This window comes from Affinibrenneria salicis (assembly GCF_008710095.1).
The window spans coordinates 13,062-26,077 of the sequence record NZ_VYKJ01000026.1 but is presented as its reverse complement, the minus strand read 5'-3'; the positions used below and the strand labels follow the sequence as shown (position 1 = coordinate 26,077).

Here is a 13,016-nt window from a genome sequence, read left to right as displayed (position 1 = left end):
TGTCTCAGTCCCAGTGTGGCTGGTCATCCTCTCAGACCAGCTAGGGATCGTCGCCCAGGTGAGCCGTTACCTCACCTGCTGGCTAATCCCATCTGGGTTCATCCGATGGCGTGAGGCCCGAAGGTCCCCCACTTTGGTCTTGCGACGTTATGCGGTATTAGCTACCGTTTCCAGTAGTTATCCCCCCCCATCAGGCAGATCCCCAGACATTACTCACCCGTCCGCCACTCGCCGGCAGGAAAGCAAGCTTTCCCCCGCTGCCGTTCGACTTGCATGTGTTAGGCCTGCCGCCAGCGTTCAATCTGAGCCATGATCAAACTCTTCAATTTAAGATTTGTTTGATTTTGCTAAGTTAATAGCTGCCCAAAGAATTGTACTGTTAGTTCGTAATGAATTAACTGTCAGTCACTCTTCAGGACTTTCTTGTATCTTTTACGATACGGTCCTGTGAGTGCCCACACAGATTGTCTGATTAATTGTTAAAGAGCAGTGCGACCGCGCCTTAGCGTCTGTCGCGAGGTGGCGTATATTACGCTTTCCTCATTTCGAGTCAACCCCTGACCTGCAGAAAGTTTTCTCTTTTTCTCTTCGTCGCCCTGAGCGTTAACCCGTGGCGCCGTGTCGATGGAGGCGCATTATAGGGATCCCGTTCGTTTACACAACCCTTTTTTGGATCTTTTTTGCCGTTCGCCCATTTTTCCACCCTTTCGTTGAGATCTTATGCGATCGGCGCTATTTTCAGCTGCACATTGCGGATTTAGCCCCATCAGTCGCCGTCAATCAATACAGGTATCGAGGTTCCGGATCATGTCTGCTCCATTACGTAGTTATAAAGGGTTAATGCCCGTGTTGAACAAACGAGTCATGATCGATAGTTCCAGCGTCGTCATTGGCGATGTCGAACTCGGCGATGACGTCAGTATCTGGCCACTGGCCGTTATTCGCGGCGACGTACACTGCGTCAGGATCGGCTCACGCACTAACGTTCAGGACGGCAGCGTGCTGCACGTTACCCATAAATCGGCGCGCAACCCCGATGGTTATCCGCTAATCATCGGCGACGAAGTAACCATTGGCCACAAGGCTATGCTGCATGGCTGCACGATCGGCAACCGCGTTTTAGTGGGGATGGGATCGATTATCCTCGACGGCGCTCATATAGAAGACGATGTCATGATCGGCGCCGGCAGCCTGGTCCCTCCAGGGAAACGGCTGGCAAGCGGCTACCTGTATCTCGGCAGCCCGGCGAAACAGATACGCCCGTTGACCCCCGACGAAATAGAGGGACTGCGCTATTCCTCAAATAATTATGTACGCTGGAAAGATGACTACCTGGCTCAGGACAACGAAAGCCAGCCCTGATCGTCATACTGCTGCTTTTGCGCCATACGCTCATATTCGTCTTCCAAATCCCAGCGATGCTCACGAAACAGGGACAGCCACTGTTGCACGCTGTCGCCGCCGTATCGCCGCGCCAGAACGTCGGCGCTGATGCGGCAGTTAATCTGGAATCCGTTGACTAAAGCCGGGAAACACACCGCGCGGATTTGTTCATCCCAGTATTCGCGATCGGGAAACTGAATGGCCTGATTCACGCAGTCAGATCCTGTTTCATCTGGGCGATCACCGGCGCGATCTCCGGCATGACGCCGTGCCAAAGCATAAAAGAGTGGGCCGCCTGCCCCACCAGCATGCCCAACCCATCGGCATAATGTTGCGCGCCCTGCTGCTGACACCAGGCGAGAAAAGGCGTCAGCCCGGCCTGATAAAACATGTCATAGCAGCGCACCTTATCGTCGATTAACCCGGCGGGCAGGTCAGGCACCGCGCCGTGGATGCCGGAAGAGGTCGCATTAATAACCAGATCGAAATGCCGCCCGCTCAATGCGGAGTGCGGCAAAGCCTGGATTGCGCCGCAGTGCCGGAATATTTCAGCCAGATTTACGGCGCGGGAAAAGGTCCGGTTGACGATAGCGATCGAACAGCCAAATGACGCCAGGGGCTGGATTACGCCACGCGCCGCGCCGCCGGCGCCGATCAACAGGATCCGATCGCCACGCCCGATCAAATCCAGGCGTTGTAGATCGCTGAGCAGGCCAATACCATCGGTGTTTTCTCCCTGCAGGCGTCCATCGGCGAGTTTTTTCAGCGTATTCACCGCGCCGGCCAGCCTGGCCCGCTCCGTTAGTTCATCCGCCGCCGCCCATGCCCGCTCTTTAAACGGCAGGGTAACATTTACCCCCTTGCCGCCCGCGCCGAAAAACGCTGACAGACAGTGCTCAAACTGATCCTCCGGCGCCAGCACGCGGCCATAGCGATGTTCGATCGCCGTCTGCTCGGCAAACAGTGCGTGAATACGGGGGGACTTACTGTGCGCGACAGGATTGCCAAAAACAGCGAAAGCGCACGGTTGCTCATCAACGGTCATCTGTTCAGCCTTTATTTTCTCTGTATTGAACGTACCTGACGGCGCTAGCCCTGGCGGAATAATTCGCCCGTCAGCGCGTCGCGTATTTCAGAAGGATTGAGCCGCCCGCCGACAGCGCCGTCAAGCACCGGAAACGATGCGCCGAATTGCCGCCGCACGTCTTCGGCGCAACGGCAGGGCGGCTGGCCGGTCAGGTTGGCGCTGGTCGACACCAGCGGCTTGCCATAAAACAGGCAAAGCCGCTGAACCAGCGGATGGTCGCTAACCCGTACCGCCAGGGAACTGAACTGGCCGGTGAGCCAGCGCGGCGTGGCGGGCCTGGCGGGCAGCACCCAGGTAACGGGCCCCGGCCAGCGGGAAAAAACCGCCGCACGCTGCGTATCCGTCAATGCGCTATCATCCACATAGGGCGCCAACTGTTGATAATCGGCGGCGATGAGGATTAGTCCTTTCTGCCACGGGCGCTGTTTCAGCGCCAGCAATTTACTCACCGCGCCGTGACTATCAGGATCGCAGCCTAAACCGAATACCGCCTCGGTTGGATAAGCGATCACGCCATCATTCTGCAAAACCTGGCGTAAAGACAGCAGCTGGAACTCTGAAGGATCACTCATTTGTATCAATTTCTTCCGCCGTTACCGGCTTTCCACATGATTTACTGGCGCAAAAACGTCTGATGCCGCGCGCCGTTTTCTTCTCGAACAACAGGGGATAATGACAATGCGGGCACTCTCCGGCGACCGGTTTATGATTTAACGTAAACTGGCAATCCGGGTAACGTTCACAGGAATAAAAGACTTTTCCATAGCGTGATTTGCGCTGTAACAGCCGCCCCGTCTGGCATTGGGGGCAGTTGATCTGAGTGTCGTCGGGACGATCGATCACCTCAGTGTGCGTACAGACCGGGTAATTTCTGCAGCCAATAAACATGCCATAGCGCCCCTGACGCAACACCAGCGTTGACTGACACTGCGGGCACAGCTGTCCCTCCAGCACTTTTACCACATGCCCGTCGGCCTGGAGCTTTAACGAGCGGATAAATTGACATGCCGGATAACGCGAGCAGCCCATGAAAGGCCCATGCGGCCCGGAGCGAATCACCAATGGGGCGCCGCATTCCGGGCAAAGCTCGCCTGTACCGGCGGGAGGCGTAGAGACTTTCGACATCACTGTTCCCCCCCCGACCGGGATTTAATGCAAATATCCCTCACTGCCTTCAAATAACAACTCTTCCATCTGCTGGTAAGCATTTTCACAACCCGGCACATTAAACAGCACCATCAGAATTACCCATTTAAGATCGTCAAGATCAAACTCCGGCGTATCCAGCGCCATTACGCGATCGATAACCATCTCTCTGGTATCGGGGTTCAGCACCTCGATCTGCTCAAGAAACAGCAGAAAGCCGCGGCAATCCACATCCAACCGCTGCTCCTCTTCCTGGGTATATATCCTTAACGCTTCCGGATCGCTAATCAGCGGGAACGATTTATCGTGCCCTTCCTGCAAATCCGCCAGCTTTTCCAGCCAGCTCAACGCGCTATAGATATCACTACGGTGAAATCCAACGCGGGTGAGGTCATCGGTTAACGTATCCTGGTCTACACGCATTTCCGTTTCATTGTGGATATAAGTTTCAAACAAGTACATGAGTACGTCGAACATGGCCTGCCCTCCTTAATCGGACATAGCCGCCGGGTACAGCTGCGATCCACCCTGCTAACTCCAGATCCAATAGTTTGCGGACTACGTCTGGCACAGGCTGGCCGGCACGTTCAGCGACAACGTCAACAGGTGTAACCTCATCTCCTACGTTAGCCAACACGTCGGCAAATGGCAATTCAACTTCATCTATTGAGGCGTAAATAGTGTCCGCTGGCGCTGATTTCAACCATTCCAGCCCGTTTCCAAGCTGTTCAAGGATATCTTTCGGCTGAGTAACGAGGTACGCGCCCTGCTGAATCAGCCAGTGTGTGCCTTGCGTCATGGCGTTGCCCAATGGCCCGGGCAGGGCGAAAACCTCCCTGTTTTGCTCCAGCGCATAACGCGCCGTGACCAGCGACCCGCTGCGCAGCGAGGCTTCGACAATCAGAACGCCCAGACTCAACCCGCTGATAATACGGTTACGGCGCGGAAAATTGGCCGGCAGGGGCGCCATTGCCAGCGGAAACTCTGAAACGATCGCGCCGCCCTGCGCAATAATCTGTGCCGCCAGCGCCCGGTGCCGACGCGGATAAACCGTCGCCAGCCCGTTGCCCAATACGGCCAGCGTCTTACCGCCGGCCTGCAGCGCGGCCCGATGCGCGACGGCGTCAATACCCAGCGCCAGGCCGCTGGTAATCGCCAGTTCACTCAGCGCCAGCTCCTGGGCGAAGAACCGGCCCCACTGTTCGCCATACAAACTGTTATTTCGGCTGCCGACAATCGCCAACTGCGGAAGAGATAACGCGGAGACCGAGCCGCAGACAAACAGTACCAGAGGCGGAGCGGCGATATTGGCGAGCAGCGCGGGCCAGGCGGCATCATGCCAGGTCAGCATGTGGTTATCCGGCGCCTCCAGCCAGCGTAACGTCTCCACAATCGCTCCGCTATCCTGATGAAAGAACTGCCTGATTTTCTCATCATCCAACCCGCAGGCAAACAATGCCTCACGCCGACAACCGCCCGACTCAATCAACTTTTTCGCCGCCTGCGCCGCCTGCTCGCGTCGGAGATGACGCACCGACATCAAACGCAGCCAGATTTCCGCCGGTTCCATCGTCTTTCTCCTTTTAGCCGCCGCCCGCCCCTAATACGCAATTCTGCGTCGATGCTGTCAATCAGTGCGGGAAATGTCTAGAATAGGGCATGAAACTCTCTTATTACTCGGATACAGATCTAAACATATATGTCAGTTTTGCAGGTATTACATTTCCCTGATGAGCGGCTCCGCACCAAAGCGCAGCCAGTTAAAGAAGTCAATGCTGAGATTCAGCGTATCGTGGACGATATGTTCGACACCATGTACGAGGAAGAAGGTATTGGCCTGGCCGCCACGCAGGTTGATATTCACCAGCGGATTATTGTGATCGACGTATCTGAAGAACGCGATCAGCGGCTGGTCCTGATCAACCCGGAATTGCTGGAAAAGAGCGGCGACACAGGTATAGAGGAAGGGTGCCTGTCAATCCCTGAAACTCGGGCGCTGGTACCGCGCGCCGAACGGGTAAAGGTGCGCGCGCTGGATCGCGACGGCAACCCTTTTGAGCTGGAAACGGACGGATTGCTGGCCATCTGTATTCAGCATGAGATGGATCATCTGGTCGGGAAGCTGTTTATAGACTATCTCTCCACGCTGAAACGTCAGCGTATCCGCCAGAAACTGGAAAAGCTGGCCCGGCTGAATGCCCGCGCCTAATGACTTTTCATCAGACAGGAAAGCACGTGTCCGATTCTTTACGCATTATTTTCGCCGGTACCCCTGATTTCGCCGCCCGTCATCTCGAGGCGCTGTTAGCCTCGCGCCACCAGGTGGTCGGCGTATTCACCCAGCCCGATCGGCCGGCTGGCCGGGGCAATAAACTCACCGCCAGTCCGGTAAAAATGCTGGCGCTGCAGCAGGGTATCGAGGTTTTTCAGCCGAAATCCTTGCGTCCGGCGGAAAGTCAGCAACTGGTTGCCGGGTTAAACGCCGATATCATGGTCGTGGTCGCCTACGGACTGATTTTACCCACAGAGGTGCTGGCGATGCCGCGTCTCGGATGCGTCAATGTCCATGGTTCCCTGCTGCCTCGCTGGCGCGGCGCGGCGCCGATTCAGCGCGCGCTGTGGGCCGGCGATGAGAGTACCGGTGTGACAATCATGCAGATGGATGCCGGTCTGGATACCGGGGCCATGCTGCATAAAATCGCCTGTCCAATCGATCGGCAGGACACCAGCGCCAGCCTGTACGAAAAGCTGGCTCAATTGGGGCCGCAGGGCCTGTTGACTACGCTGGAACAACTGTCCAACAGTCAGGCGCAGGCCGAAGCGCAGGATGAAGCGCTGGCGACCTATGCCGCCAAACTGAGTAAAGAAGAAGCCCGGCTCGACTGGCGGCTTCCGGCCCGTCAATTGGCCCTGTGCGTGCGGGCATTCAATCCGTGGCCGGTAAGCTATTTCGTGGTAGAGGAACAGTCGGTTAAAGTCTGGCGCGCCGAAGCGTTGGATATCGACCACCAGGCGCAGCCCGGCACTATCCTGCAGGCGGATAAACACGGCATCCATATTGCCGCGGCGAAAGGCGTGCTGAATATTTTGGAACTGCAGCCCGCCGGCAAAAAAACGATGCAGGCGCAAGACTTGCTAAACTCGCGGCGCGAATGGTTCATGCCGGGAGCGCTGTTGGCCTAAACTCTTATGATACCGGCCCGGGTCGGTATCACATCTTCCCTTACTCACCAGACATCCATGAAAAACACATATAATCTTCGCAGTATTGCCGCAAAAGTCGTCGGACAGGTCCTGGATAACGGGCAATCCCTCAGCGCCCTACTACCCGACCAGCAACGAGGCTTATCAGAAAAAGATCGGGCATTACTTCAGGAGCTGTGTTTTGGCATATTGCGCGTCCTCCCTCAGCTGGAATGGTGCATCCAGCAGTTGATGGCGCGGCCCATGGTCGGCAAACAGAGAACCCTGCACTATTTGATTATGGTAGGGCTCTATCAGTTGCTCTATACCCGTATCCCGATCCACGCCGCGCTGTCCGAAACCGTACAGGGCGCAGTGGTGCTAAAACGCCCGCAGCTAAAAGGTCTGGTAAACGGCGTACTGCGCCAGTTTCAACGTCAGCAGCCCGAGCTCATGCAGCGCGCGGCTAACCACAGCAGCCGATATTTTCATCCGGACTGGCTGCTCAACCGCATCCAGCGCGCCTGGCCCGAACAATGGGAACAGATTGTGGCGGCCAACAACGCGCGTCCGCCAATGTGGTTGCGCGTCAACCTTCAGCGTCACACGACCGACGCCTGGCTTGCTCTACTGCAGGCCACCGGCAAAAATGCCGAACGGCACTCGCAGATTGAAGAGGCGCTGCGCCTGAATGAACCCTGCGTCGTCTCGCTGCTGCCCGGTTTTTCTCAGGGGTGGGTCACCGTCCAGGACGTCTCTGCTCAGGGCTGCGTACACTGGCTCAACCCGCAAGACAATGAAGATATTCTCGATCTGTGCGCGGCGCCGGGCGGCAAAACTACCCATATACTGGAAAAGGCGCCGGCAGCCCGGGTGCTGGCCGTCGATATTGATGAGCAACGTCTGGCGCGGGTAAAAGAGAATTTACAGCGTTTGCGTCTGCACGCCACGATCAAACAAGGTGACGGACGGCGACCGGAAGAATGGTGCGGCGACCAGCAGTTCGATCGTATCTTACTGGATGCGCCCTGTTCAGCCACCGGCGTGATTCGCCGCCACCCGGATATTAAATGGCTGCGCCGTAATGAGGATATCGCTGAACTGGCGCGGCTGCAGAAAGAGATTCTGGAGGCCGTCTGGCCGCGCTTAAAGGCCGGCGGAACGCTGGTCTACGCCACCTGTTCCATCCTGCCGGAGGAGAACAGCGAACAGATACGCGATTTCCTGTCCCGCCATGACGACGCGCAATTAATGGATACCGGCGATCAGCAGCAGCCCGGCGTGCAAAAACTGCCCGACCCGCAAGGCGGTGACGGCTTCTTTTATGCGAAACTGGTGAAAACCAGCCAGAATAATGCCTGACCTCGGGTCAGCACAGGCAAAGAGCGAAAAGAACAATGAAGATTATTATTCTTGGCGCCGGTCAGGTTGGCGGTACGCTGGCAGAAAACCTGGCGGGTGAAAATAACGATATAACCGTTGTCGATACCGATGTGAACCGGCTTCGTCAGCTGCAGGATAAATTCGACTTACGCGCCGTAACAGGATATGCCTCGCATCCCCGAGTTTTACAGGATGCGGGAGCGGAAGATGCAGATATGCTGATCGCAGTCACCAGTTCCGACGAAACGAACATGATCGCCTGCCAGATCGCCTATTCTTTGTTCAAAACGCCGAATCGCATCGCCCGTATCCGCGCTCATGACTATATTCGCGAAAGCGAACGGCTGTTTCTGCCGGAGGCGGTGCCCGTCGACCATCTAATCGCACCAGAGCAGTTGGTCATCGACAATATTTACAAGCTGATTGAGTATCCCGGCGCGCTGCAGGTAGTAAATTTCGCTGCCGGGAAAGTCAGCATCGCCGCGGTAAAAGCCTATTACGGCGGTCCGCTGGTCGGCAACGCGCTTTCCTCTATGCGAGAACACATCCCGCACATTGATACCCGGGTAGCGGCGATTTTCCGTCAGGATCGACCGATTCGCCCGCAGGGCTCCACCGTGATCGAGGCCGGCGATGAAGTATTCTTTGTCGCCGCCTCGCAGCACATTCGCGCGGTGATGAGCGAACTGCAGCGGCTCGAAAAACCTTACAAGCGCATTATGATCGTCGGCGGCGGCAACGTCGGCGCCGGCCTCGCCCAGCGGCTGGAAAAAGATTACAGCATTAAATTGATTGAACGTAATCAGCAGCGCGCCGTGGAGCTGGCCGAACTGCTGCAGGACACTATTGTGTTTCACGGCGACGCCTCCGATCAGGAACTGCTAGCGGAAGAGCATGTGGAGCAAATTGATGTTTTCATCGCAATCACCAACGATGATGAAGCCAACATCATGTCGGCGATGCTGGCCAAACGTATGGGCGCCAAAAAAGTGATGGTGCTTATTCAGCGGCGTGCTTACGTCGATCTGGTGCAGGGCAGCGTTATCGATGTCGCTATTTCACCGCAGCAGGCCACTATCTCCGCGCTGCTGGGCCACGTACGTAAAGCCGATATCGTCAGCGTTTCTTCCCTGCGCAGGGGCGCGGCGGAAGCGATTGAAGCCATTGCGCATGGCGATGAGGGAACATCTAAAGTGGTTGGCCGCATGATTGAAGACATTAAACTGCCGCCTGGCGCCACCATCGGCGCTATCGTGCGCGGCGATGACGTCATCATTGCAAACGGCAATATGCATATTGAACAGGGTGACCACGTCATCATGTTCCTGACCGACAAGAAATTTGTACCCGACGTCGAACGACTCTTTCAGCCCAGCCCATTCTTTTTGTAAGCGGCAAACGGAAAATACGCGGATAAAGCGCAAAAGAAAGAATTTGGTAGTGAAAATGAAGCCCTGCCTGGCAATTACAGGATCATTTGTTAGAATTTAACTGTTCTGTTTCTTAAGGAGTTTGTCTATGAGCTTTATCAAAGAGTTCCGCGAATTCGCCATGCGCGGTAACGTCGTGGATCTGGCCGTCGGGGTTATCATCGGTGCCGCTTTCGGTAAAATTGTATCGTCGCTGGTTTCCGATATCATTATGCCTCCGCTCGGCTTGCTGATTGGTGGCGTTGATTTTAAACAATTCCACCTGATACTCCGGGAAGCTCAGGGGGATATCCCTGCGGTAGTAATGAACTATGGGGTATTCATTCAAAATATTTTTGATTTCATCATCGTGGCATTCGCTATTTTTATCGCCATCAAACTGATGAATAAGATGCGCCGTAAAACAGAAGAACAACCTGCCGCGCCGCCGAAGCCCAGCGCAGAAGAAACTCTGCTGACGGAAATTCGCGATCTGCTCAAACAGCAGCAACCTAAAGTCTGATTCGGAATGAATCCGATATAAAAAAACCACCGCAGGGTGGTTTTTTTATATCGCCGGTTAAGCGGCTAAAAAGCAGAAGGCCAGTGATAAAAAGCCGTATTCTTTCTTATCACTGGCCTCCTGGTAACGCCCTTTAGCATGTTTATTTTTACGCCGATAACTTCCTTTACCTTTCTGATTCACTTCAACCCGCTGGCGAAAAAGAGGGTCATGTAATAGCGCTTCCAGCGCATTGTCGCAAATTTTGCCTTTAGTATGACGATAGCCTGCCATGGTTAACCTCGAAATAATATATTTAACAGCCGGCGTATTATAGGACAGAAAATAGGGCGGGGAAAGATGGGCGATTAATCTTCGTCCGGCTGACTAAAACGCTGATTAAGACGCGTTGAATACTCGCCGTGCAGAAAGTCAGTGCTCATTCCGGCCTGTATCAGGCGTAATTCCAGCACGCGCAGCCGACGCTCAATCTCCGGGTAATCAGGATGCTGTTGCGAAATATTCGCCAGCAGATCGGACAACTGCAGCGCTTCTTTGCGGTTTTCCAGCTCCGGCGGCAAACAGCCGGCATTTTTCAGTAAGCGGTACGCGGCGCGCAGCTCAGCCGGTACGCCCCGGTCATCATCCAGCTGCAGCGGCTGCCCCATTCCGGGCAACTCATTTAGTTCGCCGTTTTGCTGTGCGGTAATAATATGGCGTTCCGCCCACTCATCAATCAGCCACATATGCGTCTCAGACAGAGAGGAAATGTTTACCATACATTTATTACGGACATAAAAAAACCGGGTTTCCCCGGTTTTTTCACGCTAAGGCAGATTACTCTGCGGTAGCTACTTCTTCTGTTACAGACTCTGCACGATCAACGAGCTCGATGTATGCCATCGGCGCATTATCGCCTGCACGGAAACCACACTTCAGAATACGAGTGTAACCACCGGCGCGGCTCGCGAAACGCGGGCCCAGTTCATTAAACAGTTTTGCCACGATCTCGTTATCACGAGTACGGGCGAATGCCAGACGACGATTAGCAACGCTGTCGGTCTTGGCAAGAGTAATCAGCGGTTCAACAACGCGACGCAGCTCTTTCGCTTTTGGCAGGGTCGTCTTGATGATTTCATGACGAACCAAAGAACCAGCCATGTTACGGAACATAGCCTGACGATGGCTGCTGTTACGGTTCAGTTGACGACCACTCTTACGATGGCGCATGACCTTATCCTTCTCAGTAAAACCTTAACCTGTGATCCGGTTACTCATCAGCAATGCTTGCCGGTGGCCAATTTTCCAGGCGCATGCCCAGAGACAGACCACGTGAAGCCAGCACGTCTTTGATCTCAGTAAGAGATTTTTTACCCAGGTTAGGCGTTTTAAGTAACTCAACCTCGGTACGCTGTACCAGATCACCGATGTAGTGGATAGCTTCTGCCTTAAGGCAGTTAGCAGAGCGGACAGTCAATTCCAGATCGTCAACAGGGCGCAGCAGGATCGGATCGAACTCTGGTTTCTCTTCTTTAACTTCCGGCTGACGAACATCACGTAAGTCAACGAAAGCTTCCAGTTGTTCAGCCAGAATGGTGGCCGCACGGCGGATCGCCTCTTCAGGATCGATCGTGCCATTGGTTTCCATCTCGATGACCAGCTTGTCCAGGTCGGTACGCTGTTCTACACGCGCTGCTTCAACATTGTAGGCAATACGCTCTACAGGGCTGTAGCAGGCATCGACCAGCAGACGACCAATCGGGCGCTCATCTTCTTCCGTATGAATACGGGCAGAAGCCGGCACATAACCACGACCACGCTGCACTTTGATACGCATGCTAATAGCGGCGTTTTCATCGGTCAGATGGCAGATCACATGCTGCGGCTTGACGATTTCGACATCACCGTCGTGGGTAATGTCGGCTGCAGTCACAGGGCCAATGCCAGATTTATTCAGGGTAAGAATAATTTCATCTTTGCCATGAACTCTCACCGCCAGCCCTTTCAGGTTGAGCAGGATTTCCAGGATATCTTCCTGTACGCCTTCTTTGGTGCTGTACTCATGCAGTACACCATCAATCTCAACCTCGGTCACCGCGCAACCTGGCATGGATGAAAGCAGAATACGGCGCAGTGCGTTGCCAAGAGTATGGCCGAAGCCCCGCTCTAACGGCTCAAGGGTCACCTTGGCGTGCGTCGAACTAATTTGCTCGATATCAACCAGGCGCGGTTTTAGAAACTCTGTCACAGAACCCTGCATTGTGTCCTCTCTTTGGTACTAAGCCTTACTTGGAGTAAAGCTCGACGATCAGGTGTTCATTAATGTCCGAAGACAGATCGGTACGTTCAGGATTACGCTTGAACACACCTTCCATCTTGGCAGCATCAATTTCCAGCCATGTAGGCTTTTCACGCTGCTCAGCCAGCTCCAGAGCGGCTTTAACGCGAGACTGCTTTTTAGCTTTCTCACGAATGCTGACTACGTCATTCGGGGATACCTGATAAGAAGCGATGTTAACAACGCGACCATTTACCATAACGGCTTTATGGCTAACCAGCTGGCGCGCTTCTGCACGCGTGGCGCCGAAGCCCATACGGTAAACAACGTTGTCCAGACGCCCTTCCAGCAACTGCAGCAGGTTTGCACCCGTGTTGCCTTTCAGACGAGCGGCTTCTTTATAGTAGTTACGGAACTGACGTTCCAGAACACCGTAGATACGGCGAACTTTTTGTTTTTCACGTAACTGTACACCATAGTCAGACAGACGCGGTTTACGCGCACCATGCTGACCAGGAGCTTGTTCAATCTTACACTTGGAATCGATCGCACGAACACCAGACTTAAGGAACAGGTCGGTGCCTTCACGACGGCTCAGCTTGAGCTTAGGCCCCAAATATCTTGCCATTTTCTTTCTCCAGCAAT

Annotated in this window: 17 protein-coding genes and 1 rRNA gene; 6 read left to right on the top strand and 12 right to left on the bottom strand. The window is 54.6% G+C overall.

The window, feature by feature from the left end:
- Positions 1 to 329, bottom strand: a 16S ribosomal RNA gene (locus FJU30_RS25925); the annotation flags it as partial.
- 478 nt (positions 330 to 807) lie between these two features.
- Here FJU30_RS25925 and FJU30_RS25920 point away from each other — a divergent pair.
- Entirely contained in the window at positions 808 to 1,362 is a 555-nt protein-coding gene (locus FJU30_RS25920) for a gamma carbonic anhydrase family protein (RefSeq protein ID WP_150437834.1), read from the top strand.
- Here FJU30_RS25920 and FJU30_RS25915 read toward each other — a convergent pair.
- The 6 genes from FJU30_RS25915 to dprA are packed head-to-tail and all read right to left on the bottom strand — an operon-like array spanning position 1,338 to position 5,186.
- On the bottom strand, positions 1,338 to 1,595 hold the full coding sequence (locus FJU30_RS25915) for a DUF1488 family protein (protein ID WP_150437833.1): 258 nt from the start codon (positions 1,593 to 1,595) through the stop codon (positions 1,338 to 1,340). The genes FJU30_RS25920 and FJU30_RS25915 overlap by 25 nt on opposite strands.
- Positions 1,592 to 2,428 (bottom strand): shikimate dehydrogenase, encoded by an 837-nt coding sequence (gene aroE / locus FJU30_RS25910; protein ID WP_150437832.1) that lies wholly within the window; start codon positions 2,426 to 2,428, stop codon positions 1,592 to 1,594. Before aroE ends, FJU30_RS25915 begins: the two co-directional genes overlap by 4 nt.
- A gap of 44 nt (positions 2,429 to 2,472) precedes the next feature.
- The gene (gene tsaC, locus FJU30_RS25905; protein ID WP_150437831.1) at positions 2,473 to 3,042 is read right to left on the bottom strand and encodes an L-threonylcarbamoyladenylate synthase type 1 TsaC; all 570 of its coding nucleotides are present in this window, start codon (positions 3,040 to 3,042) and stop codon (positions 2,473 to 2,475) included.
- Positions 3,035 to 3,595: a DNA topoisomerase family protein gene (locus tag FJU30_RS25900; protein WP_150437830.1), complete on the bottom strand. Its 561-nt coding sequence runs from the start codon at positions 3,593 to 3,595 to the stop codon at positions 3,035 to 3,037. Before FJU30_RS25900 ends, tsaC begins: the two co-directional genes overlap by 8 nt.
- Positions 3,596 to 3,619: 24 nt before the next feature.
- On the bottom strand, positions 3,620 to 4,093 hold the full coding sequence (locus FJU30_RS25895) for a DUF494 family protein (RefSeq protein ID WP_150437829.1): 474 nt from the start codon (positions 4,091 to 4,093) through the stop codon (positions 3,620 to 3,622).
- Complete coding sequence (gene dprA / locus FJU30_RS25890) at positions 4,065 to 5,186, bottom strand: DNA-protecting protein DprA (RefSeq protein ID WP_150437828.1); 1,122 nt, start codon at positions 5,184 to 5,186, stop codon at positions 4,065 to 4,067. Before dprA ends, FJU30_RS25895 begins: the two co-directional genes overlap by 29 nt.
- A gap of 129 nt (positions 5,187 to 5,315) precedes the next feature.
- On the opposite strand from dprA, the gene def reads away from it, so the two are divergent.
- The 5 genes from def (at position 5,316) to mscL (ending at position 10,114) form a co-directional block, all read left to right on the top strand.
- Positions 5,316 to 5,825 (top strand): peptide deformylase, encoded by a 510-nt coding sequence (def, locus tag FJU30_RS25885; protein WP_150437827.1) that lies wholly within the window; start codon positions 5,316 to 5,318, stop codon positions 5,823 to 5,825.
- Positions 5,826 to 5,851: 26 nt separating this feature from the next.
- Positions 5,852 to 6,799 carry a methionyl-tRNA formyltransferase gene (gene fmt, locus FJU30_RS25880; RefSeq protein WP_150437826.1) on the top strand — a complete coding sequence of 316 codons (948 nt, stop codon included), beginning with the start codon at positions 5,852 to 5,854 and terminating at the stop codon, positions 6,797 to 6,799.
- 57 nt (positions 6,800 to 6,856) lie between these two features.
- On the top strand, positions 6,857 to 8,161 hold the full coding sequence (gene rsmB / locus FJU30_RS25875) for a 16S rRNA (cytosine(967)-C(5))-methyltransferase RsmB (protein WP_150437825.1): 1,305 nt from the start codon (positions 6,857 to 6,859) through the stop codon (positions 8,159 to 8,161).
- 35 nt (positions 8,162 to 8,196) lie between these two features.
- A complete protein-coding gene (trkA, locus tag FJU30_RS25870) occupies positions 8,197 to 9,573 on the top strand; it encodes a Trk system potassium transporter TrkA (RefSeq protein WP_150437824.1) in 1,377 nt (458 codons plus the stop codon).
- A 127-nt stretch (positions 9,574 to 9,700) separates the two neighbouring features.
- The gene (mscL, locus tag FJU30_RS25865) at positions 9,701 to 10,114 is read left to right on the top strand and encodes a large-conductance mechanosensitive channel protein MscL (protein WP_150437823.1); all 414 of its coding nucleotides are present in this window, start codon (positions 9,701 to 9,703) and stop codon (positions 10,112 to 10,114) included.
- A 57-nt stretch (positions 10,115 to 10,171) separates the two neighbouring features.
- Here the strand turns inward: mscL and FJU30_RS25860 are convergent, their stop codons facing one another.
- The 5 genes from FJU30_RS25860 to rpsD all read right to left on the bottom strand — a co-directional run bounded on the left by FJU30_RS25860 (position 10,172) and on the right by rpsD (position 12,999).
- On the bottom strand, positions 10,172 to 10,387 hold the full coding sequence (locus FJU30_RS25860; RefSeq protein ID WP_150437822.1) for an alternative ribosome-rescue factor A: 216 nt from the start codon (positions 10,385 to 10,387) through the stop codon (positions 10,172 to 10,174).
- Between the two features lie 74 nt (positions 10,388 to 10,461).
- Entirely contained in the window at positions 10,462 to 10,839 is a 378-nt protein-coding gene (locus tag FJU30_RS25855; RefSeq protein WP_150437835.1) for a DnaJ family domain-containing protein, read from the bottom strand.
- Positions 10,840 to 10,930: 91 nt separating this feature from the next.
- A complete protein-coding gene (gene rplQ, locus FJU30_RS25850) occupies positions 10,931 to 11,323 on the bottom strand; it encodes a 50S ribosomal protein L17 (protein WP_150437821.1) in 393 nt (130 codons plus the stop codon).
- Positions 11,324 to 11,363: 40 nt separating this feature from the next.
- Positions 11,364 to 12,353, bottom strand: coding sequence for a DNA-directed RNA polymerase subunit alpha (locus FJU30_RS25845; RefSeq protein ID WP_150437820.1), 990 nt, complete (start codon positions 12,351 to 12,353; stop codon positions 11,364 to 11,366).
- 25 nt (positions 12,354 to 12,378) lie between these two features.
- Positions 12,379 to 12,999, bottom strand: a complete 621-nt coding sequence (rpsD, locus tag FJU30_RS25840; protein WP_150437819.1) for a 30S ribosomal protein S4 — start codon at positions 12,997 to 12,999, stop codon at positions 12,379 to 12,381.
- Positions 13,000 to 13,016: the final 17 nt, after the last annotated feature.